This window comes from Donghicola sp. (genome assembly GCF_025210255.1).
GTDB classification, from domain to species: Bacteria; Pseudomonadota; Alphaproteobacteria; order Rhodobacterales; family Rhodobacteraceae; genus Donghicola; species Donghicola eburneus.
Map to the genome: position 1 here is coordinate 1 of NZ_JAOARZ010000035.1, position 24,116 is coordinate 24,116.

Genomic DNA, 24,116 nt, shown 5'->3' on the forward strand with positions numbered 1-24,116 from the left:
AACTGCGATCATTGTTGCGAAACAGAACGGCAAACCTCGTCTTGCGTTCGATAAGCGAGGCAACGTTCATATTGCCTTGGGCGCGCTCAAAAATCATCAAATCGCCTTCCCAGTCGCCAAAGGTCTCGCGGGTGTTCACGTGCTCTGGACGCTGATGGTTGGACCGATCTGGCGGAAATACCTGACCTCTTGGGCGTCTGGCATACCGGCTCCGTCGCTTCTTGCGGCGACTTGGAAGGTATCTGGCAAGTTCTTCAGATTGTCCCTCGGCGCTGTAAACATGGGCGTAGATCGTATCACGGCTGACACGAATGGTATGTCCTTCGAATGCAAGCCGACCGGCAATCTGTTCGGGGGACCAGCCTTCTTTTAACTGGGTGATAACGGCCTGTCGAAGCTTGGGAAGACGAATAAGCTTCCGCCGCCGCGCACGCCGAGCTTCAGCTTGCCGTTGTGCGATTACACCGTAGTAACCACTGAGATTCGACAGCTCGCCATCGGTGTAAAAGTTCCGCTTTATGTCGCGATAGACTGTTGAGCGGTGTCTCCCAAGCTCGGTGGCAATTTTGCTGATCGAAAATTTTGCGTTGAGCATGTCCTCAATGATGCGCCTCTCTCGCAAATCCAACTCAGTATGCGCCATGTCTGTTCTCCTTGCTCTTTCAGCAAGATAGAGGAGGTGTCGCAACCATTCTAGAATGTGCCCGTACCGCGACGGTAAATCCTGTAATCATAGTTATGTTAATTTCGGCTGTGTGTTCAGATGTACCTTGGCGTTTCATACCCAGATGCTAATGGCGCGCACAAAGTGTGAAGAGCGGCTTTCGTAAATCCAAAAGTCTTCATCACGTGAAACAAGCGTGCTGGTTGTGCAGCTCGAGCAGACCTTCGAACACGAACAACTAGACCACCAACTGGCAAAGCTACAATCAGGCGCTGAGGCAGCCCGGTTGACCGATAATTTCGATCCAGTGGGAAGCCATTCGGTCGGGGCGTCGCAGCCGTAAGCGGGCCTATAGCGCTAAGGCGTTTCAGGCCTCCCTCTCTCAACGATATTTCTCCGTTTGCTGTAACCCCAAGAGACCGGATCGTAGTGAGCCTGCTCGAACTGTCTGGATACGCTCCGTCAAGCCGCCAAAAACCGTTAACGTGCTTCTCATGTATCGCAGTTCGAAGGGTCGGCTGCATCGGCTCGTGGACAGCACCGGCATCAAGGTGGAGGGCGAGTGGCGTACGCGCAACCATGACATTCCAAAACGGCGTGCGCGATGTTTCAGCGTTCAGATTTTCCTCGGACCGACATGCTGTCGTGCCCTCGCGCCACCCGGAGACGGGAGGCCAAGTTATGGAAGCTAGGCACAGCCGGAGCCCGCTCGCGACGTGTTCTTAGAGCATCGAAAGACTTGGGCCGGGCGCTCTGGCTGAACTGGCGCGGGTGTGAGTGGCAGAGATCAGATCCGCGTAGCGGGCCTCAACCGCTTTACGGCACTCGGCATCTCGATGACCGTGGCCGCGAGGTAAGTGTGTTAGATGAAAGGGGAAGTGCTATCGCTGGGTAATTTACACAACAGCGCCTATCCCTGTCACCAACCGACGTGTCTTTATTATCTCGCCATCCGCTTAGAATTTCTTGTCGTAATTGGAAAAAATTCCGTATCTTAATTTTTACTAACGCGGTCTAAGGCATAGATTGACAAGATAGGCGCAAGGAATAAAAAGGGAAGAGCGGTTGCCTTCAGGTCGTGTATTCCGAAAGCGACTGATTTTTCTATCTCCGTGATATTTGCGATGGCGCCATAGGCGAGGCTTCCTATGGAAAGTAGCGCCGAAAAGCTTGTCTCCAAAATAACGGTAAAGCACGCGCCAACCGACACAGCGCCCGTCAAGATAAAGGGATAGAGAAGTTGTTCTCCAGTTTTTCCCATCCAGATGAGCGCTATCAAAGCACCTGCGCCAACCAAAGCCATGTAAAAGATGCTCGTCGTTGTCTCTGCTTCACCAATTCCATTTGAGATACCAAAAAAATACAGGAGAAACGCCAAAGCGTAAGCAATCGTCGCTGTTACACTTAAGGATGAACGTATCATTCTGCAAATTCTCATTCTGTTTGCGTGAGTTTCAGGATCGTTCTGGTAGTCTTATACATATGTAAATGCAAAGGCGAGCCGGATGGATGAAAAATTTTGTTTCCTTTGATAGACTGATGTACACTTTAGGTTGCATTAGCGTCAAAATTGCAAAACCTTTGCGCCGCTTGAGCGATGCTGTGCTGACGGTATTGCGGCGTTGGGAGGTTTCTTGCTCGTTATAAGCCCTAGTTTAAGATCGATAATACAATGGTTTAATTGAGTGTGGGGTGGAGTGCGGAGGCATATGGAATTGGTGAGCGTACTCGCTCGGCGACATAATGCCGATTTGATACAAGTACACAGAGTAAGTCGCGACTTTTGATCCCAGACGCGCAATGCAGCGCGCGCCGCATCGGATGGTCGGGCCTACTACCTCGATCAGAATTGCCCTGCGAGCAAAGTGATTCCTCATTGTCCATTTCTGAAATTGACATGTCTGCACATTTTGCGGCAGCTTGATGATGGCTGAGCCATATCCGCGACGGAGCCTGCATATGTCACTTCGCCCACCTCTTCTGCAGACATTCTTGAACCAAGCCGAAAATGCGTTTGGGCGTTGCGCGACGAGTGATGCCTCTCGGAGAAGCATATCGAGCGCCTTTAAAGCTCTAAATGCGGAGAAGCAGTCTTCAAAGCGCGATGGAGCAAGGCTCCCTGTGTGCGATGTTTGGCTGTCGCAGGCTTTGGATTTGCAGGCTCTTCCAGATAAGCTCAGGAGCTTGGCAGAGGCCTTTCTAGCAATTGAGCCTCAAGTTCACTGGCGTACAAGGACGGGAGACCGAGCAAATGCCAGCGCAACTTTTGAGGCGGGTCATGCGAACGCGATGATCGTGGGGCCCGGCGGCATTGAGCCCCGCACAGATGTCTGGCTTGGTGCCTCTCTTCTTGCTCCAAACGTTCGTTATCCTGATCATACGCACCCGCCAGAAGAGACCTATCTTGTCCTTAGCGCAGGGGAATTCAGCCAGAATGATGGCGATTGGTTCGCGCCCGGCATAGGTGGATCATTTTACAACCCGCCGGGCATCCTGCATGCCATGAGATCAGGTCCCGCGCCGTTATTTGCGTTCTGGCTTTTGCGTGCACAGGAGGCATAGCCATGCGGTCGACCAAAACCATTCACATCATTTCGGCTCACGCCGAAGGAGAGGTCGGTGATGTGATTGTCGGGGGTGTTCTGCCCCTGCCCGGAGATAGTATTTGGGAGCAAAGCCGTTGGATCGCCCAAGACCAAACGCTTCGGAATTTTATGCTTAACGAGCCGAGAGGCGGCGTGTTTCGCCACGTGAACCTGTTGGTGCCGCCCAAAAATCCAGAAGCGCAGGCCGCTTGGATCATCATGGAGCCCGAGGACACACCGCCCATGTCTGGCTCTAACTCGATTTGCGTCGCGACAGTGTTGCTGGATGGCGGGCTCGTTCCAATGCACGAGCCAGAGACGCATTTGGTGCTCGAAGCGCCGGGCGGATTGGTTCGTGTGCGTGCAGAGTGCCGCGATGGAAAAGCAGAGCGAATTTTTGTGCGGAACGTGCCGTCCTTTGCGTCTCAGCTGGATGCAACGGTTGAGATTGACGGTATGGGGACGCTCACCGTTGACACGGCTTATGGGGGTGACAGCTTTGTCATCGTCGATGCTGCCGCCTTGGGCTTTGATCTGGTCGCGGACGAGGCGCACCAGCTCGCCAAGCTGGGTGTGCAGATCACCAATGCGGCGAACGAGCAGTTGGGATTTCACCATCCCGAAAACCCGGATTGGTCTCATATTTCGTTCTGTCTTTTTGCGGGACCTCTTGGGTACGGGGCCGATGGGCTGGAAACGAGCGCCGCAGTCGCCATTCAGCCGGGCAAGGTAGACCGCTCACCGACCGGGACGGCGTTGTCCGCGCGCATGGCTGTTTTGCGGGAACGTGGTTTGATGAATAATGGAGATCGGTTGACCGCGCGTTCGGTTATTGGGTCTCGTTTCTCAGGGCAAATTGTGGCCGAGACACAGGTGTGTGGACTGCCGGCCATTGTGCCCGAAATATCTGGCCGAGGTTGGATCACGGGCATTCATCAACACATGCTGGACCCGAGCGATCCTTGGCCGCAGGGCTACCGGCTTTCTGACACATGGGGAGCACGCTGATGCGTATCGGAGTACTTGGGCTGGGGACAATCACGTCGGCTCTGGTCGAGGGTATCGGCAACGATGGCCACACAATCATAGTTTCAGAGCGTAACGCGATCAACTCTGCGCGTTTGTCAGAGAAGTTCCGTAGCGTGTCGGTGGCCAAGAACCAATCTGTTGTCGATACGAGCGATGTCATCTTTTTGGGGCTGACAGATGGGGTCTACAAAGACGTCCTCTCCGGTCTGACATTTCGCGAAGGGCAAAAAATTGTTTCTCTGATGGCAGGGCCGCAAATCGCGGAGGTGGCGCCGCTTGTCGCGCCAGCGCAATTGGTGGCACGGATGATCCCTTTCCCCTCGATCTCGACGGGTGGTTCGCAGATTTTAGTGTTTGGGCAGACTGAACTGATCGAAGAAGTTTTTGGTGCAAGAAATACGATTTTCCCAATCGATAGCGAGGATGCGTTGGCCGACTGGCTATGTGCGCAAGCGGTTTTGTCTCCGGCGGTTTTGATGGTGCAACAGGCCGCTGAGTGGCTGGCCGCCCAAGGCGCGGACGCAGAGAATAGCGAGCGCTTTGTTCGAGAGTTGGTCGGCTCCAGCCTATTAGCGGGGCCCTGCGCGCCTCTGCTCAGGGCGCTCGACACCCCGGGTGGCTACAACCAGCGTCTGCGGGCCATGATGGTTGATGGTGGAATGACCGTACACCTAAAAGAAGGCCTGAAGGCGCTTCAGGAGTGATGGAGGACTGGAAAGCCTCAAGTGTGTGTGACCGAACAAAGATCTGCGCGAACTGTTGGGCATGGTCTACTCGCAGCAATATTTCTCGACCAGAGGGCGCAATGGCACCCGCGCGCCAAGCATTGTTGCCATCAAATAGGTCCCACCAATCTTCCTATGCAAGAAAAGGGTGTCAGCTGGTGGGACATGGGTCAGTTCCCGTTCCGAGCCGATTTCCAAGCCGCGGTCACGTAGGCGGTCCATTAAGTCCGATGCAGCGAAATCATAGGGTGCGTCTTGCCGGATCGGAGTCATGGCCATGTCGAACATTTCCAGAAGGATGGCTTGGTATTTTTCTGGAGTGGTCTCGGCAAAGTATCCGATCCGCAACATAGCGGCACGCATCTCATCATGCCTCCCGCCAAGAGCGGCCTGAGCGAGCGTTCTGAATTTTTGTTGTAATTCCAGTGAGAATGATTTCACCGCGCCAAAGTCCAGCAACACGATCTGGCCCGTCTCTGGCACATATCGGAAATTGGCAAAGTTTGGATCGGTCTGCATTGTGCCAAATGTGAACAACTCTTGTAGAACGAGCTCAATGAGAGATGCGGCGATCATATCTCTGGTTTCTTGGGGCTCGTTTTGTACCGTTTCCAGGGGGGCGCTCTGGACGTAGCTCATGGCAAGAACCTGCGGGGTGCAAAGGTCTAGCTCCAATTCAGGCGTAACAAACCGATCAGAGTTGCTGAGTAGACGCTGGAACATGGCGAGGTTTGTCGCTTCGGCCCTGTAGTCCGCTTCGGCGTGGAGTTGCGCTTTGGCTTCGGTCAGAACCTCGTCTAATGACAATTCCTTTGGTACAACGCCGGAAACCCGCAACAGAGATGCGAGGTTGTCGACGTCGCTGTCAATGCTCTGCCGGACGCCCGGATACTGCACCTTGATCGCCAGCTCACGACCATCATGGGTCCGTGCTCGGTGAACCTGCCCTATCGACGCCGCTGCAAAGGGCCGCACATCGAAATGAGCAAAGCGTTTGTACCACCCCTGCCCCCAGTTTCGATCCAAAACGTTGCGCAATTGTTTGGGCGGCATCGCGACGGCCCCATCGCGCATCCCAGCCAGAAGCGCATTCAGTTCGGGCGGTAAAACGACGCCGGTGTCCATCGACAGCATCTGTCCTAGCTTCAGCGCCGCGCCGCGCATTTGCGACAGGCCGGTTGAAAGCCGGGTCATATTGCGGGGTGTGAACACCAAACTCTCGAGTTTCGGTTTCTGTCCCGCCGCCAGTGACTTAACCCCGCCCGCCGCGACGCCCGAAGCGATCCCGCCTGCCATGCTGCCCATGCGGAGCAAGCGTGAAAGCCGTCCGCTCGGGACAGGTGCTGTATGGTATTCAGAGCGTCTGGCCAAGGTGCCCTCTCGAGGTTGGGTCACCAAAGTAAATGGGTCAGGCGCGGGCAAAGTCGAGGATCAACTCGCACGCGGATCGTCTAGGTGACCGGTGCTTCGATCCGGTATTCCAGATAGCTTTCACCATCCCCATCGCAGGTCAGGTTGCCCCCGAGAACGCGCATCAGGTCAGAAATGTAGTTCAAACCGTGCCCCTCTGCCCGGCGGGTGCCATCCAGATAGGACGCGATTAGGGCCGGATCGGATTTTTGCCCATTGTCGCGAATGTAAATGATGGCAAAATCAGGTGTTTCTTCGCTCCAGATATCGATCTGTAAGGGGTCCGCGATGGCGTGTTTAAGCGCGTTGCCGACCACGTTCATAAAGACATCCTGCAGCGCATCACGGCTGCTGACGAAAGGCTGCGAGGGCCGCACATTGATCTTTGCGTTCCGCTTCTTCAGTTGTACGGCGTAAATTTTTTCCAATTGGGCGGCCATCTCGTCCAGACGCACCTCCTGACCGTCCGCCTCCAGGTCCACTTCTTTCTCCGAAGACACGGAGGCGAGGCGCTCTGCGATTATCTCAAGAGCTTCGTTGCTGGCATGCTGGATTTTTTCAACCAGATTGCGCGACATGTCGGACATGACTGCCTCGTTCGCGATCAGTTCAGAGCCGATCTGAATGCCGACGAGTGGCGAGCGTAAGTCGTGGGCCAGCATCGTCGCCATCGACCGCAGACGCGTTTGATAGAGCTTTGCCGCAGCACGCTGGCGTTGGGCCTCCTTGGCGCGGCGTAGGATCAGCTCTAGATTTTCGGCATTGAGTTCGGACTTGAAGAACAGCTGGTCAACGTTGGACTGCGTGACCTCGATCGCCATAGTGCCATCAAGGCTGCCGGTCAGAACGACGACGCCCGCGCGGGCGGCAGGATGTCCGCAATCTCGAAGCATGCGTGCGGCGTCACAGCCCGTGCCATCCCCAAGGTAAAAATCGAACAGGAATATCGACCGCTCTGGCACGGTGCTCAGGTCAAAGGCTGCGAACTCGCCGACACTGCGGAAGACTTTGGGTTCTGGAAGCCCCAGTTGCGACAGCGCCTTTTTCACGCGCCACAGATCCAAATCCTCATTTTCCAGGACGTAGTAATTCATCAGTCGTTCCCGAGCGCCCTATCAGCTTGGATCATTGTCCGTTTAGAGTTCCGGTACCGAGCAGATCGTTATCCATTTCCCGATAAGCTCGATACCCTGCATAAAATCCTCACCAGCGTTCTCCTTGCTGATGTACCCTGCAATGCCCAACTCTGACGCGCGCTTGATGTCGGTCTCGTCGGAAGATGATGTCAGGACAAATACTGGAATTCTGCGCATGAGCGGATCCGACCGCAATTCCGCGAGTAACTCGAACCCATTCATTATAGGCATATTCAAGTCCGTGAGAACAATGAATTTGTCGTGCAGTGAATCGCTGACGTTCTCTTTCAGGAAGCTGATCAGTTCTCTGCCGTTCTCGAAGAACCGGATGGGGTTTGTGACCTGCTTCTTTTTGAACGCACTTTCCAAAAGGAACCGGTCGAGGTCTTCGTCCTCTGCGATCAGGACCTCTATTTCACGATGTGGCATGTTCTTCCTTTTTAAAGCTCATGGCAAAACACGCGCCGCCCAAGGTACGAGGAAGGCACGAGGAAATCCGGCCTTCCATCCGCTCGACCAACCGGCGCACGATGGACAATCCAAGCCCGCTAGAGCCGGATTTGTGTTTAGCCTCGAATGTTTCAAACGGCTTAAAAACCCGTTCGTGTAGTTCTGGCGCGATGCCCTGTCCGTTATCCTCGAGCGTAATCGTGATAGACTTCTTGGTCTCAATGACTTCGAGCCTTAGTCGTAGGTCATCGCTCTTGGCGTGCTGGATTGCATTCTCAAACAGGTTTTCGAACGACCGCGCCAGCGCCTGCCTGTCTGCAGGCAGTAGGGTTTGGTCCGGCACTCTCAGCTCGAATTTCGCCCGCGCCGCGAACGGTTCGGACACCTCGAGCAGCAGATCTGACAGATTAATTGGCTCGATCCGCATGGGTTCGGAGTGGCTCATGATGTATTCGACAAAGTTGCGGCTTAGCGCTTCCATGCGGTCCAGCGTGCGCAACTGCATCTCGTCGACGTCTTGATCGGTCAGCCCTTTCGCTTGCTTCAGGCTATTTCGCTGGCGGATCAAAGTCCGGCCGTTGCGGATCGGCGCTTTGAGGTCGTGTGACAAAGAGGTGACCAGCAGAGAAAGATCCGCATTCTGTTGTTCGATCCGTTTTGCTTGTGCCGCATTCTTGCGGGCTAGCGCTGCGTTCTCATAGCTGAAGGATAGATTTTGTTTGAAGCCAAGGAGGATGGTGATGAACAAAGCGGTCAGTGCAATGTATTCGATCGCACGGTCTGGTTCAGGAACATTCGTGAACCAACTCATGAGGATCAGAATGGACGCAGTGGGGAAAAGTGAGAGCCGCCATTCCGGCAGCAAGTCTGGGCCCTGTTGTTTGGCAAAATAAACCAGAATCGTGCAGAAGAATACGATGGTTGCCGGCCCCATGCCGCTGCCGTCGGTCAGGTGCAGGACCTTGTCCTCTAGCACCGTCAGCTCGTAGATGCCGTAACACACGAGCGAGAATACAGTGAAAAAGCGAGCGGCTTGCACCCAATCAGGCTTCGCGCCGATCATTCTGCCTGCGACCATGGCTGCGAAAGCGGTCTCGAGAGAGGGAACGCCAGGTAGCGCCTCTGACACGTTCTGAGAGAGTTGAACAAAAAACTCTTTGCCGAAAATGATGCCCGTCAAATGCGCCTGAACAACGAGGGCAAAGAAAATCAGGAGAAGAGCATTGACCGCGATGCGGACATGCCGGAACCAAGGCAATCCCGTCCGCAACATGGCGATTGCGATCAGGCTAAGCATAATCGCGGTCGACAGTTGCGTGCGGTTCAGCGCTTTGAAAACCGGCAAGGCGGCTTCGATTTCAGCGCGCTGGGTTTCAATGATCTGAGAGCCGACCAGCAGTAAGAGAACCAGCCCCCAGACCATATTGCTTTGGACTGGGCTAAAGGGCTTTAGAACGTGATCTTTGATCATTCAGGCGCGCGCCAAGTCAGGTTCAGACTGATCCCATGGCGTAGGAGCAGCACATTCGTCCACTCTTCCAAAAAGGTGCCCTTGGCTGTGCCGGATGTCGCGCTTCCGGCGAAAGCATCAGGTGCTGTGCCCTCGGCTCGAAGCGTCAGGACAATGTTTAGCGAGTCCACGTCGAGCAGAACATCGGCACGGCTCGCAAGCTTCTTTGCCGAGCAGCGCATCATCACGCTGTCGATCACCGCATATAGGGTCTCTGAGGGAATACTCAGGTCGTCCACGGAATACATAGTAAACGAGGTATTCTCAAAGTGTCGTGCCAATGCCCTGTCGCCTGCGGACATCAGAGTACCTGCCGAGGTCAGGCGCGGTGGCAGCGCGCCAAGGCCAACTTGGGCAAAGCTTTCAATGTCGTCGCTGATCCGCTCGAGACGCGCCATGACAATTTCTAACAGTTCGCGAGTATCTGCATCAGCGCTCTCGGTTGCCATTTCCAGTGCACCACGGGACATTTTCAGTGGTGCCAAAACATCGTGGTTCAAGAAGCGATTTGCGATCCGCACAGAATACGGCATGCGCGTACTAATTTGCTCTGTCCGTGATAGCTCTGTCGGCTCCAGCAACGTTTGCAGCGTGCCTTCCTCGGGTGCGGGCGCGGTTTTGATCCGAGCGTAAAGAGGTTCCCCGTCGCCGGTCTGGATGCGCCAAATGGGCGTATCAGAGCTCTCGACATGTTCTTGTTGGGCGCGAAACTTTTCAAATTCGGACTTCTGCTCGGCCGAAATCAGATCATCGAGGCCAAGGCCGATGAGTTCCTGCGCGGGCACCTTGATTTTTTGCGTTAGGGCATCGCCCACCGCGCTGATGCGAAAATTAGTATCGTGGTGCACCCACATTGTCCGATCAGGCAACTGCATGTCGTTCTTCCAGTTACATTTCCCATACAATGGATGTACGTAGTGTCACCTCGATAGTTTCAGGATGCATCAAAATTTTGCCGACTTTTGATCTGGCAGCTGCAAGCGCGATGTTGCGCTTTGCCAATGCCGGACTTTGGAAGTCAACTTTTGGTTTAATGTCAGATGGTTGCGGCATGTTCGGCAAAGGCATGCTTACTAGCGCGTATTTTCGCCGCTTGTCGACCAGTAAGTCATACTCTTCATGGGTTTAAGTGAGCCTCGCGGGTAATGAGAGTGTCGCGGCCAGAATCATCTTTTCAGTCCGTGCTCTAAATTTGTAAGTTTTATTCTATAAATATGCCGAGCTAACTCGGCTCTAGATTGCAGTAGTTCGCGCTTTGATGAGCCATAAAACTCACCTTTAAAAAGTTGTCATAGATGAGCGGAGTCTATCCATTGGTCATGCATCCTGGGTCTGTGCGTAGGTTCGTTCGAAATAAAGTGCCTGAGTGCAGATCGATTTTCCTATAGCCGCAGCTCTATTCTGATTGGGATAAACACATCGGCTATCTGGCCCGAGTGATGGAAAGAATGCACCCTTTCGATAATTTGCAACACTTTTGAAGCGCGGAATTTCAAACTTTTTCGTAACTATCTGGCGTTTCAGCGGAGGGGAACAATGGAACTTAAACTTAAAAAGTCTTTCGCATTGGGCGTCGCACTGTGTGCCCCGTTGACTGGCTTTGCTGCAGGCCTCACCGAGGTAGGCGATGAGGTAATTGCACAGCAACGTGCTGCATTGGCGGCGAGTTCAGTTGGAGCGGGATTTGGTCCTCAGGCGCCGCGCGATCTGCGCAATTCGGAAGGCTCGAACAAGCGGATTTTCGGTATGGCGCCGGCAGCAAGCCAAATGAATCTGTGCAATATCCACTTCCACAAAGGCGCCGAGCATGCGGGTGGCGAGTTCACCAAGTTCCTCGGGAACGGTGATGGCGCAGGCCACGGTACGGGGTATGCCTATGATGGTGATTTGACCGAAGCCGAGCTGACGCCGATTGCCGCGCCGATCGGGACTGGTGATCACGGGAAGCTGCAATCCGGTGACACGATTGAGGTCCACTTCGTACACACATCGGCAGACGTCGTGCCGGGTCCCACACTTGGCGCTTGCCTCGCAGACAGTAACGGAAATCCGCAGCTGCGCGTCGAAACCCAAGTGATGGTTTTGGTGAATGATGCGTCAGCGCAGAACTTTGAAAGCTTGGCGCAACTGAACGAAGTGGATGGCTACTGGCAGGCTCCCAATGTCCCGTCAGACACTGGAACGCCCATTCTCTATACAGGGTCGACCACGGGCCCAAGCTATAACGAGGTTGCCTCCCCCTTCGAAGTGACGTGGTCAGTGCGACCTGAGGTTATTAAGGTCGACATCAATTCTGTTGGCGCGTGGTACGAAGATAACGTGTTCGAAGAGGACCATGCACACGCGGTTCGTAATTTGGTTGTTAATCCGGCGTTGCTGTCGCGGATTTCAAAATAATTCCAAAAGCGTAGGACCAAGGGGTGGGTGTCTCAATGACCTCGCTCCTTGTGCGTTTGTATATTCTGGCACGTGGAGTGATCAAATGAAGATCCGACTGTTTTGTGCTCTTATTGGTCACCGTGTTTCTGCGTTTACGTTCACGGGGTATTTCAGGGGTCGTAGCGCCTATCGAGGGCAGTGCAGTCGCTGCGGCAGAGCTGTCACTAAGTTTCAATAGGCCCTGTGGTTTCAACCAAAATCCGAACGCATAAAAAATGGCGCCCAACTTGGGGCGCCATTTATCGTGTTTGAAATGCTTTTATGAGTAAGCTTCGGGGTTTTTGAAATAGAACGCGGCGGCTTCTGTACGGTTAGTCACACCTAGTTTCGAAATAACGCGGTGAATGTGCAGTTTGACGGTGTGCTCTGAAATCTCCAAGTCGACCGCGATGAGCTTGTTCGGCTTCCCGCCCGCAATCGCCCGCAAGACCTCGCTCTCTCGTTTGGTGAGCCTAGGCAGTGGCTCATTGCTTTCGTCCTGCGTATTATAGGATGCCATTGCGCGGCTGGCCGTGTGGGCGGATTGTAGCGCGGCCGAAGCAGGTACGAACTGCACACCGTTGCCAACCAATCCCAACATGCAGAGCCAAGCTTCGAGCGTCGTGTGCATCGGCAATAGGCTGATACCATGCTTTGATATAGCCTCGCGGTAGCGGTCAAGCAGGTGCTCGTGGACGGCGTCATTTTCGTATGCAATTGCCAGCTTGGCACCATCCTTTGTCGTGCTCGACAGCGTCCCGTCCAGCATCAGATCCATGAATGTGGGAGCGTCAATCAACACGATCTCGAAGCGAGACATCGGGCCCGCGTCGCCCGCATAGGTACGCGCGGCATTGAGTGTATCAAAGAACTTGATATCATTTTGCGGAAATTCCGCAGACAGCGTTCGCTGAACGCGCTGGGAAAACAGGTCCATGCATCCGATGAGAGCGATCGGCTTTTTCATAAAGAGGTCCGCTTTGTAGTCGAAGCGGAGACCTTCGAATGTTCCGTCCATTGGGCACCCGCCAAACAGTTATAGTTCAAAATTTGCAGCCCTCATAAGGGGCCAGTCCGCAAAGGCAGAGCACTCATCAGCAACAACATAACCCAGCTCAGAGAATGTTCTCTGGTGGATTAGTTGAGTTACGAAACGATCACCCATTTGGTTTCACGAGAGGCGAATTTTCCTAACAAATTTATTAGGTTAGAATCTATGACCTACACCGAGAATGCGTGCAAATTATTGAATTTATTGCGTAATTTTCGTATGTGCAACTACACACTTTCGATAAATGTAGATCGCTTTTCCAACTGTTAGCAGGTGCCGCAATGGGCAATAGTTTCTCAAATGCCGCCTTCGACAGTGAGTTGACTTATCTCAACTTTTTCTTGCTCGTCGCTGTTTGCGCACAATTGCCGCTCGCTGTTTGAGGGGGTTTGGAATGTGCCAGCCCCCTACAGACCCAGTTTGCTCACCAGTCTTCAAACTTGGCTAAGATATCGCGAGATACTGGACCTATACGAAAGCATATGTTACCGTTTGCTTGCCGCCTTAATTTAGCTTGGCCGAGGATTTATAGATGAGTGACGCACTTGATCGACTGGTCGAAATCCGTTCTCTTATTGAGAGAATGGAGGAAAGCTTTGGGGCTTCCGGTCTATCGACCGAAGAACGCGAGCTTCTCAGGGCGCTGGCGGTTATGGGTATTGCCAAATCGGATGTCGCTCAGCCGGATCGCCTCCACTGTCAGAAGACCCTCAGTAAAATGACCCGGTCTGAATATCGCGGTAAACTGCGGTCCTTGGCTTTGGATGCGGACGCTCAATTATCGGATGCCCAGAAAGCGCGCATCTAGCTTGCGCTCTCACACCCCTATTTCTTAGTAGGTGGCCCCGATGGGGGGCTGGGCTGATAAATGGCGTGACAGGGCGTGAAACAGCTTTTCTTTGCGCAATGGCTTGGCCACTAGCTCGAGCATCCCAGCGCCAAGGCACTCTGCCTCGATTTCGTCACTGACATAAGCTGTCGCACCGATGACTTTTGTATGAGCCAACGCTGCTTGACTCAGAATTTCACGCGTCGCACTGATACCGTCCATCACAGGCATATTAAGGTCCATGACCACAGAGTCAGGTTTGTGTTTGATGGCTAACGCAACGGCTTCTTGACCGTTTTCGGCCGTCCACACGGCATTGCCGTTCTTCTTGAGTAACAGCGACAAAATTCGACGATTGATCGGGTCGTCATCGACGATCATCACACTCAGATCCTGGGGCAACTTGTCAGACATAGAGCCAATTACTGGACGCGGCTGTGATGCCCGTGGGAAAGAGAAAGTCGCGACCGCGCTGGCAGAGTCCTCTCCAGTTTCTTCAAAAGTCAGCGATCCGCCCAACTCCAAAATTGCGTTTTGTGAAATCCACAGGTTTAGGTCGATCGTTTCCTGCTTATGTTTGTCAGACCCCTGCCCTGAGTACACTTTGCGTGCCAGATTCCCGTCAACTAGCTTGGATCTGAAGGTCGGAGCGGTGATGGACAGGCGGTAAGTGATCTGGGCGTCGTGGACTACGCTATCGCATTCGACCCGCACTGATGCGCCCTCGGGCGATGCGAGCGCTTCAATATATAGGCTTTGGAACAGGCTCTGCAGGACGCTTTCTTTCCCAAGGGCCATGTGCGAGCCGATGTTGTTTACCAGCGTACTGTCCAAATGCCGGGCTCGGGTGCGAGACACATTCTCGGTGTAGAGCGCATTTAGCACCTTGCCGACATCAATGGCGGTTTGCTCTTGTGTGTCGCTCGGGGTGTCTGACTGCACAAATGACATGATGTTGTCGACCTGACCCAGCAAACGCTCAGTGCTTTTCTTGAGCGTTTGAAACAAACGCTTGTCAGCGCTGGACAGGGTCATGCCGTCTTCCAAAATATCAAGGCTCAGGAACATCCCGTTCAGCGGCGTTCGCATCTCGTGCGAGATTGCTCGGATCAGGCGGCTTTTGGCCAGACTGGCCATCTCGGCTTTCTTCTGTGTTTCTTCAAGCAGACGCATCCGCTGGATTGCGGACTCCGCGCGCTGGGTCTCGGACAGGTCATGAATTGAGTACAGGGTTGCGTCTTTGCCTTTCCAGACAATCGGCTTCAGCGTCACTTCAATTGGGATGCGGCGCTCTCTGCCCTGAATATACCCTTCAACGGCCGAGCATAGCGGGGTCTGCAGCGCCCATCCATCGACTCCTTCTTTGAGGCCTAAGAAAACATAGCGTTTGACCTGCTGATTCAGTGTGGCCGAAGTGTGAATGCCTGTCAGTTTGTGAAACGACTCTGACGACTCTAGGATCTTGCCGGTGCGCGCAACGATCAGGACCATATCGCCAGACGCCGCGACAAGATCCTTGCTGGATTTTTCCATTGCGCGCCGCTTCGATGTTTCGGCCTCGCGCTTTTTCACCTCAGACGTGAAGCCTGCCATGTCGTGCTGACTGTCGGCCTTTTCAAACCACAGCATCAGGTGACCGTTGCGGTCGAGCCGTTTGCCTGCAACGCGATGCTCTTGACCGAGATGATCGACGATTTTGTCGAACCGAACGTTTGTCGATTTCGCGATGCTACCGAGGAAGGCTTTGGTCGACTCCGCTCTAAACAACGCCTCGGCACCTCCCGCGCTGTACATCGAGCGTGCAGCCTCGTTGGTGACCACCATGTCAGCGCGAACAGTGGTGATGAACGAGGGCTTGTCGAACGTCTCGATGATTTCCTGCAGCAGGGCCGGGTTAGTCGTCATACGCGAAATACCTTCTCCCGCCGCCAGCGGAGCCGTCCGTGTGGACCAACACGCTGCAGCACCCGTCCCCATTCGCGATTGTTTTCAGCAATTCGACCCGCGCTTCGCCGTGCAGTGTCGCGGCGATCGTGCCAAAGACATTGGATGTCATCATGCAGAGCGACGGGCGCCCATCCACAAAAGATCCGAAAGGGCACTTAGTGTTTGAAAATTCGATTGTTTTGCTGTCTTCGCTCTCGACTTTGAAGGTGCCGCCGATACGGGCCTTCAGATCGGTCAAGATGTAAGACAAATCATCAGGTGTGATTTCGCCGTTGTCCGAGCTGTTGCGATAGGCCCCGCAGATAGTCTCGCCGATGCGCTCGCCTACGGTTGAAATGTAGCCCTCTGCATCTTTAAGCCCGACCACATCCTGCAACGTGCCGGACAGGGCATTGACCATAGAGAGCAAGAAAACTTCGCGCTCCAGATCTTCTTTTCTTTCAATTGGTTCGGCTCCCAAGGCGTCCTCCACGGCATTGATCTGACAAGGATGCCGCGGACTCATGCGGCAACACACAATCAAAGCACCTGATAAATCCGCGAAGTATCATGCGGACTTTGGTACACACCCGAGGTCTATTATTTAGTTAAACCTCCCAACCTTTAATATGGCAATCTAGACTTATGATTTACATGGGCAATAGCGTGGGGCGACTTTGCCTGTTTCAGGAGGGCAGATCCCGACGATCCAGCCAGATTTTTAACACCTCAATCTGCGCGAGCGTGACTGATGAAGTCGGCAGTCCAACCAAGACAGGCGCCAGCGTGTAGGCGTGAAACTTGGTCACTTTGGACTGCGGATTCGATTGCCCGAAACCCTTGCCTAAACTGACGGATCTGATTTGCGTCTCATTCATCGCGGTCATCTTTGCGTGGTCCAGGGATCGAAAATGAATTTGCACGAGTGAATTCTGCTCACCTTCAACATTGACCGTGCTGAGGTAATCAGCTCCGTTAGGCTTCAGGTTTTCTTCACCTTTTGTGACACATATCACTTTCCGAAGGTATTGTGAGGGGGGGTAACTGAGGACTATTTCGGATAGCGCTTCCAAGCACACTAGGGTCCCAACATCGCCCACTCGCTCAGCGGTGGCTCACTTGGCGCATGTCGACCCCATTTTGTGCAAGAAACTGCATAATCTGGCGTTGCATGTCGCTGTCCACCTCTGCAAACAGAGCCGCCGCCGGTGACCTGCGTTCGCGGAGTTGCAGCGAATTGATTGCGTCTTTGACGGAGTGTGCTGCCATCTCCATACGGCCCGTTTCGCCAGCCAATTCGTGACTGCTGCTGGCGACCAAGGCGCTGGATTTATTAAGTTCGACTACTGCGGTTGAAATCTCCGAAACACCTCGCGCCTGCTCTCTGGAACCGTCCGAGATCGCTTCGGCCTTGCTTTCGATCAGCTGCACTTTGTCCGAAATCTCCACAAAGGCTTCACGTGTTTCCTTGGACAGCTTGGTGCCCGCCGCGACATGTTTCGTCGATGCCTCGATGAGGTCTGAGGTTTCTTTGGCGGCCGTCGCCGACCGGCTGGCAAGGCTGCGAACCTCTTGGGCGACTACGGCAAATCCACGCCCCTGATCGCCTGCGCGTGCCGCCTCGACTGCGGCATTCAGAGCCAGCAAGTTCGTTTGGAATGCGATTTCATCAATGACTTTGATGATTTTCTTGATGTTGGAAGACGAGTTCGTGATCTGCTCCATCGCTGCATGCATCTCTTCGACCTTTGTGCTGCCAGCCTCGGAGATCTGACGGGTCTGCCCGATCAAGCCCTGTGCCTCTTGCACGGCAGTGTTGTTGGCACGGGCAAATGAGTCTGCCGCCTCGATCGAACGGGAGATCTGTTCAATCGCCGCTGACTGCTCTTGCGCGCTGGTCGACATGCTTTCTGCTGACTCGTTGACCTGATTTATTGACCCCGAGATATCCTCGATTTGGTCCCGAATACTGGTGAAGGTGGTATTCAAGCTGTCGTAGGCGCGCTCAAAGCTTTCGATAATCGTCTTGTATTGCCCCTGAAAGGCATCTGCGTGGGTGTTGCGGTCCAATTCGCCATTCACGATTGCTGTGGACATGGCATCGACCTCGGTCACGATGGTCTGGAAGGATGTGCGCACCTCGTCCACTGCGTGATTGATAAACACCCGCTCCCCGGGCTGACGCTCAATCCCCTTGTCAAAGTCGCCTTTGGCGTAGGCCTGCATACAGCCAATGATCTGCTTTTTAATCGAGATATGACCAGCAACCATCTGGTTGATTTGCTCTGCGACTGCGGCGTAGTCGCCTTCAAGCGTTGCCGTGTCGACGAAATGACTAATCATCCCGTTGTAGTGCGCTTTTGCCATCTCGCTCACCCGCGACATCAGCTCCGCAACCTGCGTTTGGCCCTTCTTGGCATCAGTGACGTCGCGCCACTCTACCAAATACATGTCGACTTCCCCGTTGGTATCAAACGCAGGCGTCGCCAGAAATTCAACCGAGGAGCCCCCGACTGTGAATTGACCCTTGTATGGTGATTTCAGCGATTGCAGCATCGCGCGCTGGACATGAGGGCTTTTGTGGAAGAGGTCAATCGGTTGTCCCAGAACATCTTCTGCCACGAAACCAGCCACCTCTTGCCTGATATGTGCTTCCATGCGCTTGAACATGGAGCGCGCTGCATCGTTCAGATAGCGGATCACAAAGTCCCGATCCGCTATCACAACGGGCGCGCCAAGCAGGTCATAAGCTTTGGTAAAGGTGCTCTCTGCTGACGAGAGAAATTCATTTGTGCGGTGCAACGTCATCTGCTGTCCCCTACGATACGAATTGCCAAAGTGCATTTACGGATTTCCAAAAATACAACTGACACATTCCCATCCATGAATGCAGCCCGCTCAAACTAGGAGTTTCCAGTTTCTTTGGTGGAAGCTTAATACAAAGGTGTGTTCCAGAATTGCTGCGCTGCAGAAATTTGACCAAGCGTTTGGAATTTATACAATAAAAGATGTGCGGTAAAAGTGCTTTATTAGAAGTTGTGTGGCATTTCAAATCGCACTGCGCTTCCCGCGACGCGATATTCTAAACGAAAGTATTGCGCGAAGCCCCGCCCTTGAGAGGCCTGATGAAAAGAAAAATGCGGTGAATTCAGAGCTGTAGTCGGGGTGTTAATCCGCTGGTCTCTAGGTCCCATCGAGCCTGCCATTGCCCGCTTTCGCGCTCGATCAAAAGGTAGTTCCGCTCAGCGGTGTAGCGGCTCGATTGCCCGGGCAGCGGGGCAATCCGGATGGGATGCTCTGGTAGCGGGTTTTCCCCCAGCCATGACAACGCCCCGAGCGTGCGAGCCCATGCCTCGGGCGGCGCGCGGTGGGCGACGCCGGACGCGACCAATTGATTCAGTTCCAGCCCTTGACCCAAGTCCATTGTCGCGCGAGTCGCCAGATGGATTTCGCCGGATAGCGCGGTGATGTCATGCCCTTCGCGCAGGGCCATGTCGCGGACCAACCGGAGCATCCGCCGCCACTCATCGCGGTGCGCTCGGCTCTGCCATTGGTCGCGTAGATCGTCCTCGTATTTCTGCATGCTGGGGATCGCCACCATGATCGCCTCGAGGATCGACAGGCGCGGGCCAAGGAGCGGGACACTAGACATAAGAAATGTGTGCCCTTCGGCGTCGCGGTTGGCCTCGGCGTTCATCATTCCCCATCCGCCCAAGCCCATGATTTGGCGGCGGGTGCGTTCGCCGCGTAGGTCGGGCGCGATGATCCGCAGGCTCGGGGTGTTGATGGTCCAGCCCAAGTGCTGACCCCTCGGATCGGCAAATCTGGGCGGCAGATCACCTTCGGATGTTGCGTGTTGGAAAACGAGAAAAGCTTCTCTGGCAGCGGCAAATAGCGCCTGCCCCACCGGAGAGTACGTCCGAGAGCGCTTGAGAGAGCCCCAACCATCGCAGATGTCATGGTCGTCCCACTGCATCAAAGAGGGTACCCGCGCGGCCAGCCACGCAAACTCCGGCGCGGCATAAAGCGCGGCATATCTGGCCATGAAGCGCTCTCGCAGGTGGTGCGATAGGTCAGCCAAGTCGGCGCGTGATGGGTCTTTGGGAATGTCGTCCGGCCAGCCTTCGCTCAGCGGGTGGCCGTTGCTTACTTCGTCGGCATACACTTGGTCCCCTCCGTGCAGAAGCAAGGACAATGGCCGTGTGCGGTGCTGTTCGCGTAGACGCGCCCACATGGCGTTCCGCTCAGACCCTTCGCGCTCCATGTCGCCGATCTCTTCGCCGTTGCAGGACACGTAGCCCATGCGCAGATCGCCGCTCAAATCCCCCGCGACAGGATAGGTTTCGCCGTTCCAAGCATAGCTTGATGCCGCGTCCGCTGGCAGCGAGAACCGCACGCGCCAGACGGTGGTTGTGTCATAGGTCGCAATGCTTTGGGGCTGCTCCTCGCGCCCGTCCAACACAACTGGCGCAGGTATTTCGCCGCTGGTGATGAAAAGCGCAGCAAGGTGCATCCGCGCCTCTGACACGCTGTCCAGAAACAACACGGGGCCGACGGTTTGGGATATCTGATAAGCCATGCTTAGCAAGTAGGAAGCCTGCCGCGCCCGCACAATAAGACAGCTTGGACCTCTAGGCGGAAATTATACAGACTGTGGATGAATTTATAGACGGTCGCCAGTCGGTACAGTCGTTTTGACCCGCGCCGGATTGCCCATCGCCGTAGCGCGTGCAGGTACATCGCGCGTCACCACACTTCCAGCGCCAATGATCGCGTCGTTCCCGATTGTCACGCCGGGCAAAATAATTGCCCCTGCTCCGATCCAGACATTCCTGCTAATGTGAACGGGTCGACCGTACTCTAGCATCTGTCGCCGCTGCTCGGGGTTCCGCGGGTGATCGGCGGTGAGGATCTGAACGCCCGGCCCAATGAGGGTCTGATCACCGATCGTGACCGGCCCTACGTCTAAAATGCAGCAATTGAAATTGATGAAAACGGCGGTGCCGAGCGCGATGTTGTAGCCGTAGTCGCAGTAGAAAGGGGGCCGAACTATGCAGTCTTGGCCCACCTGTCCAAGCCCCTCTCGCAACAAGGTATCCGTCTGTTTGGGTGTCCGTGAGTGCGCTGCATTAAAGCGGTCCATCCACTGCGCAGCGCGCTGAACGTCGGCCTGAAGTTCGGGGTCAGAGGCGATGTAATACTCGCCAGCCAACATCTTCTGTTTTTCGGTGATCATGGCCGCCTCCTCGTCGAAGACAAAACCATGTTACGCCACCGTTTCCAAGTTTCAGGTCGAGGGGTGCGCAGCAGAGTCCCGCTGCACAAATCCTACCATTCAAATATTATCAGGTGATCCGCTTAATCGAATCCATGATCTCTTGCGGCTCAAAGACCTTTTTCCAGTCATCGCGCATTAAGGCGGGGATGCCGAACTCGATAGCCTTGTTGCAGGCATCCGAGAACTGCCCCTCTTGGACGCCGAAAATTACAGCGCCAAGGATGTTCATGTGCCCCAGCAGGAAGTCTTTGGCACATTCTTCGGACACGCCGGTTTTCACGACCTCGTCCATGGCTTGCTTCATCACGACCAGCAAAGAGGCGCAGACAGTTTCTGACAGGCCCGGTTCCAGATAAGCCATTTGTTCCACGGTCACGCGATAGGTTTGGCGGACAGGCGCATAGATCGCTTTGGCGATGGAGTCGCCTAGGGCGTAATGCTCTTCGGGGCCTTGCATGAGGGCATTCACGACGCCCTGCGGGTGTGCCACGCCGCCAAATCGGTCGAGACGCGCAGCTTCTGTTTCTTCGTTATGGTAGATCGCTGGGTGGCAGGGGTGCGTAACGAAATAGGTGATGTCCTCGCGCGGAGGTAGATGACCCGCGTGGGGTGCGGCGGCATCAAGGATCACGACCATCGTGTCGGGGTTCAGCTTGTCGATAATACCCCCTGCGACCGCGCCAATTGCAGTGTCCGGAACGGCCAGAATGACGACCTCTGCGCTCGCTAGCGCGTCGTCTACATCGACACACTCGGCCCCAACAGCCTCTTTCAGGCGGGCGCGGCCCGGTTCGCTGACTTCTACATGGGCGACCTCGAAATCGGTTTCCGCCAGATTAAGGGCGGTCCGTACGCCCATTTTTCCACCAGCGCCGAACAGAGCCACTTTGGTCATTTTGAATTCTCCTCCAGATCCCGTGTTCGGGATGACTTGCCTAACTGGTATGATCAGATAATATCCACTCCAGATTGTCAACGCGGCTTGTGCGGCGGAAAATGGAGGGGGATGCGCCTTGGCACCTTTGATCAGTTGGTTCGGGGACGACTTCACCGGCGCGGCCGCAGTGATGGAGGTGCTGGCCTTTGCCGGAATAGACACTGTGTTGTTCGCAGACACGCCTTCGGATCAAGTGCGCGCGCGTTTTGCCGATTGCAGTGCGATCGGCGTTGCCAGTACCGCGCGAGCCGAGGGACCCGACTGGATGGTCAGCCATTTGCCTGATGCATTCCGGTTCCTGTTGGGCACAGGCGCGCCGCTTTTGCACTACAAGGTTTGCTCGACGTTCGACTCGGCCCCTCATGTGGGAAGCATCGGCAAGGCGGCAGAGATCGGTCTCAGTGTCACCGGCGCGCGTGCAATTCCAATGCTGACGGCTGCGCCCCAGATGCGCAGATACCAAGCCTTTGGTCATCTGTTTGCTGGCACCTTTGACGGGGTGTTCCGGCTTGATCGCCATCCCGTTATGTCACGCCATCCCGTCACACCGATGCAAGAGGCGGATTTGCTGCAGCACATCGCAGCGCAGACCAGTCTTCCGAGCGGTTTGATTGATCTAGAGGCGCTCTGGAGCGATGGGGAGGCGCGTTTGAAAACGCTTCTTTCTGAGGGCGCGCAGCTATTATCGGTCGACAGTATGGAAGAGCGCAGCGAATTGGCCGCTGGTCGGTTGCTTTGGGAGAATAGGCAGGATCTGAGCTTTGTTATTGGGTCGCAAGGGGTTGAATATGCGCTTGTTCGCCATTGGCAGGACCAAGGGCTCATCCCACCTGCACCCAGCCCGCGTTCTGCTGGCGCGGTTGACCAGATCGCTGTTGTCTCCGGCTCTGTCTCTCCCAGTACCGCACAGCAGATCGCGTGGGCCAAAGCGAACGGTTTCGAGGTCATTCGGTTTGATGCCGCGGCGATCATTCGAGACCCCGATAGCACCGATCAAGTGATTTCAGCGGCAATATCTGCGGGCCTAAAAGCAGCAGCCGAAGGCCATAGCCCGTTGATCTGCTCGGCCACAGGTCCGGATGACCCCGCCGTTTCTGCTGCGAGAGAAGCTGCAAGTACAGCGGGCATTCCAATGGAAGAGGCGAACAAAGCGATCGGCATGGGTCTAGGCCGCGTGCTGGATGGCATTTTGCAAGGCTGTGACATCCGCCGCGCCGTAATCTCCGGCGGGGATACGTCGGGACATGGGATGCGCGCCTTGGGGCTAGAGGCTTTGCAGGCCCTTGCGCCTACCATTCCAGGGGCGTCCTTGTGCGTCGGCTATGGGGGAGATCGTCATGACGGTCTGCAAATCGCACTCAAGGGCGGCCAAATGGGCAGCATGGATTTCTTTGGCTGGATCAGAGAGGGTGGTGGCCCTCGTTAACCCTTGGGTTCGAAGACTGCAGCCGCACGGTCAAGGTGTTTGGCCATCTCGCTGACGGCTCCGTCAGCATCCCCAGCCTCGATCAGGTCGATGATCTTGGCGTGCTCGGCCAGTGTTACGTCCTCTTTTCCGGACCAGTGCAGCAAGCTGACGTGGTACTCAAATAGCCATCCAAGCATGGCCCGCGAGACAGACAGGATGATCGGATTGCCCGAAATCTCAGCAATGCGCGTGTGAAAGCGCATGTCTGCCTCGATAAAGGCAGTGGCGTCCTGATCCTGCACGCTCTGCGTTGCGTGGATGCTGCGCAGATCGGCGATATCTTGGGGCGTCGCTTGCTGTGCGGCCAGTCGGACCATTCCCAACTCAAACATTTGCCGTGCTTGTTTCAGATGCTCCAGATTGTCCGGCGCGGCGCTCAGGACCATGCGGGCGACTTGGTCGGACTGACTGAGCACAGTGTTGGCGTCTATCGCGTTCACGCGGGACCGTTCGCCGTGGTTGATGCTGATGAGGCCGCTGTTGTGTAAGTTTTGCAACGCTTCGCGCACTGCAGGCCGTCCCACGCCAAACCGTTCCATCAAGGCGCGTTCCGAAGGCATGTGATCCCCAGGCTTCAACTCGTGCGACAGGATCATCTCTCGTAACTTGTCCAGAACCTGATCGGACAATTTGCGACGGACAATCTTGTCTTGGCTTGCCTTGGGCGCGGTGGGCGGGATCATGGCGGGCTCCTGCTGGG

At 55.0% G+C, this 24,116-nt stretch carries 22 protein-coding genes and 1 pseudogene; 7 read left to right on the plus strand and 16 right to left on the minus strand.

The genetic code is table 11. The features are described from left to right. On the minus strand, positions 1-643 hold a 643-nt coding region (locus N4A58_RS15720; RefSeq protein ID WP_293711168.1), incomplete at its 3' end, for an IS30 family transposase. A gap of 494 nt (positions 644-1,137) precedes the next feature. On the opposite strand from N4A58_RS15720, the pseudogene N4A58_RS15725 reads away from it, so the two are divergent. Next, positions 1,138-1,245 (plus strand): annotated as a pseudogene (locus N4A58_RS15725) (IS5/IS1182 family transposase); the annotation flags it as partial. Between the two features lie 413 nt (positions 1,246-1,658). On the opposite strand, the gene N4A58_RS15730 reads toward N4A58_RS15725, so the two are convergent. Next, positions 1,659-2,087 (minus strand): hypothetical protein, encoded by a 429-nt coding sequence (locus tag N4A58_RS15730; RefSeq protein ID WP_293711169.1) that lies wholly within the window; start codon positions 2,085-2,087, stop codon positions 1,659-1,661. Positions 2,088-2,623: 536 nt separating this feature from the next. On the opposite strand from N4A58_RS15730, the gene N4A58_RS15735 reads away from it, so the two are divergent. The 3 genes from N4A58_RS15735 to N4A58_RS15745 are packed head-to-tail and all read left to right on the plus strand — an operon-like array spanning position 2,624 to position 4,982. After that, positions 2,624-3,226, plus strand: coding sequence for a dimethylsulfonioproprionate lyase family protein (locus N4A58_RS15735; RefSeq protein ID WP_293711171.1), 603 nt, complete (start codon positions 2,624-2,626; stop codon positions 3,224-3,226). Between the two features lie 2 nt (positions 3,227-3,228). After that, positions 3,229-4,257 (plus strand): proline racemase family protein, encoded by a 1,029-nt coding sequence (locus N4A58_RS15740; protein ID WP_293711172.1) that lies wholly within the window; start codon positions 3,229-3,231, stop codon positions 4,255-4,257. Further along, positions 4,257-4,982 (plus strand): NAD(P)-binding domain-containing protein, encoded by a 726-nt coding sequence (locus tag N4A58_RS15745; RefSeq protein ID WP_293711174.1) that lies wholly within the window; start codon positions 4,257-4,259, stop codon positions 4,980-4,982. Before N4A58_RS15740 ends, N4A58_RS15745 begins: the two co-directional genes overlap by 1 nt. 66 nt (positions 4,983-5,048) lie before the next feature. Here N4A58_RS15745 and N4A58_RS15750 read toward each other — a convergent pair whose 3' ends face one another. The 5 genes from N4A58_RS15750 to N4A58_RS15770 all read right to left on the minus strand — a co-directional run bounded on the left by N4A58_RS15750 (position 5,049) and on the right by N4A58_RS15770 (position 10,384). Continuing rightward, positions 5,049-6,374: an AarF/ABC1/UbiB kinase family protein gene (locus N4A58_RS15750; protein WP_072703231.1), complete on the minus strand. Its 1,326-nt coding sequence runs from the start codon at positions 6,372-6,374 to the stop codon at positions 5,049-5,051. 80 nt (positions 6,375-6,454) lie between these two features. Further along, positions 6,455-7,507: a HAMP domain-containing sensor histidine kinase gene (locus tag N4A58_RS15755; protein ID WP_293711176.1), complete on the minus strand. Its 1,053-nt coding sequence runs from the start codon at positions 7,505-7,507 to the stop codon at positions 6,455-6,457. Between the two features lie 42 nt (positions 7,508-7,549). Continuing rightward, positions 7,550-7,978, minus strand: coding sequence for a response regulator (locus tag N4A58_RS15760; protein ID WP_092465465.1), 429 nt, complete (start codon positions 7,976-7,978; stop codon positions 7,550-7,552). Beyond that, complete coding sequence (locus tag N4A58_RS15765) at positions 7,965-9,470, minus strand: HAMP domain-containing sensor histidine kinase (RefSeq protein ID WP_293711179.1); 1,506 nt, start codon at positions 9,468-9,470, stop codon at positions 7,965-7,967. The genes N4A58_RS15760 and N4A58_RS15765 overlap by 14 nt, the downstream gene beginning before the upstream one ends. Then, complete coding sequence (locus N4A58_RS15770) at positions 9,467-10,384, minus strand: PAS domain-containing protein (RefSeq protein ID WP_293711180.1); 918 nt, start codon at positions 10,382-10,384, stop codon at positions 9,467-9,469. Before N4A58_RS15770 ends, N4A58_RS15765 begins: the two co-directional genes overlap by 4 nt. 661 nt (positions 10,385-11,045) lie before the next feature. On the opposite strand from N4A58_RS15770, the gene N4A58_RS15775 reads away from it, so the two are divergent. After that, positions 11,046-11,906, plus strand: coding sequence for a delta-class carbonic anhydrase (locus N4A58_RS15775; protein WP_293711181.1), 861 nt, complete (start codon positions 11,046-11,048; stop codon positions 11,904-11,906). Between the two features lie 301 nt (positions 11,907-12,207). On the opposite strand, the gene N4A58_RS15780 is transcribed toward N4A58_RS15775, so the two are convergent. Next, positions 12,208-12,945, minus strand: a complete 738-nt coding sequence (locus tag N4A58_RS15780; RefSeq protein ID WP_293711182.1) for a response regulator transcription factor — start codon at positions 12,943-12,945, stop codon at positions 12,208-12,210. Between the two features lie 565 nt (positions 12,946-13,510). On the opposite strand from N4A58_RS15780, the gene N4A58_RS15785 reads away from it, so the two are divergent. Continuing rightward, positions 13,511-13,786, plus strand: a complete 276-nt coding sequence (locus tag N4A58_RS15785; protein ID WP_293711183.1) for a hypothetical protein — start codon at positions 13,511-13,513, stop codon at positions 13,784-13,786. A 24-nt stretch (positions 13,787-13,810) separates the two neighbouring features. Here N4A58_RS15785 and N4A58_RS15790 read toward each other — a convergent pair whose 3' ends face one another. The 7 genes from N4A58_RS15790 to N4A58_RS15820 form a co-directional block, all read right to left on the minus strand. Then, positions 13,811-15,712: a response regulator gene (locus tag N4A58_RS15790; protein ID WP_293711184.1), complete on the minus strand. Its 1,902-nt coding sequence runs from the start codon at positions 15,710-15,712 to the stop codon at positions 13,811-13,813. Further along, positions 15,702-16,214: a methanogen output domain 1-containing protein gene (locus tag N4A58_RS15795; RefSeq protein ID WP_293711186.1), complete on the minus strand. Its 513-nt coding sequence runs from the start codon at positions 16,212-16,214 to the stop codon at positions 15,702-15,704. Before N4A58_RS15795 ends, N4A58_RS15790 begins: the two co-directional genes overlap by 11 nt. Before the next feature lie 205 nt (positions 16,215-16,419). Continuing rightward, positions 16,420-16,620 carry a hypothetical protein gene (locus tag N4A58_RS15800; protein WP_143152075.1) on the minus strand — a complete coding sequence of 67 codons (201 nt, stop codon included), beginning with the start codon at positions 16,618-16,620 and terminating at the stop codon, positions 16,420-16,422. Positions 16,621-16,837: 217 nt separating this feature from the next. Continuing rightward, positions 16,838-18,541 carry a methyl-accepting chemotaxis protein gene (locus N4A58_RS15805; RefSeq protein ID WP_293711188.1) on the minus strand — a complete coding sequence of 568 codons (1,704 nt, stop codon included), beginning with the start codon at positions 18,539-18,541 and terminating at the stop codon, positions 16,838-16,840. 340 nt (positions 18,542-18,881) lie between these two features. Then, complete coding sequence (locus N4A58_RS15810; RefSeq protein ID WP_293711190.1) at positions 18,882-20,312, minus strand: alkaline phosphatase D family protein; 1,431 nt, start codon at positions 20,310-20,312, stop codon at positions 18,882-18,884. Between the two features lie 84 nt (positions 20,313-20,396). Further along, positions 20,397-20,969, minus strand: a complete 573-nt coding sequence (locus N4A58_RS15815; RefSeq protein WP_293711192.1) for a sugar O-acetyltransferase — start codon at positions 20,967-20,969, stop codon at positions 20,397-20,399. A gap of 109 nt (positions 20,970-21,078) precedes the next feature. Further along, positions 21,079-21,906, minus strand: coding sequence for a phosphogluconate dehydrogenase C-terminal domain-containing protein (locus tag N4A58_RS15820; protein WP_293711194.1), 828 nt, complete (start codon positions 21,904-21,906; stop codon positions 21,079-21,081). A gap of 118 nt (positions 21,907-22,024) precedes the next feature. Between N4A58_RS15820 and N4A58_RS15825 the strand changes: the two genes are divergently transcribed. Next, positions 22,025-23,374, plus strand: coding sequence for a four-carbon acid sugar kinase family protein (locus N4A58_RS15825; protein ID WP_293711196.1), 1,350 nt, complete (start codon positions 22,025-22,027; stop codon positions 23,372-23,374). Here the strand turns inward: N4A58_RS15825 and N4A58_RS15830 are convergent. Further along, the gene (locus N4A58_RS15830) at positions 23,371-24,099 is read right to left on the minus strand and encodes a transcriptional regulator NanR (protein WP_293711198.1); all 729 of its coding nucleotides are present in this window, start codon (positions 24,097-24,099) and stop codon (positions 23,371-23,373) included. The genes N4A58_RS15825 and N4A58_RS15830 overlap by 4 nt on opposite strands. Between the last annotated feature and the right edge of the window lie 17 nt (positions 24,100-24,116).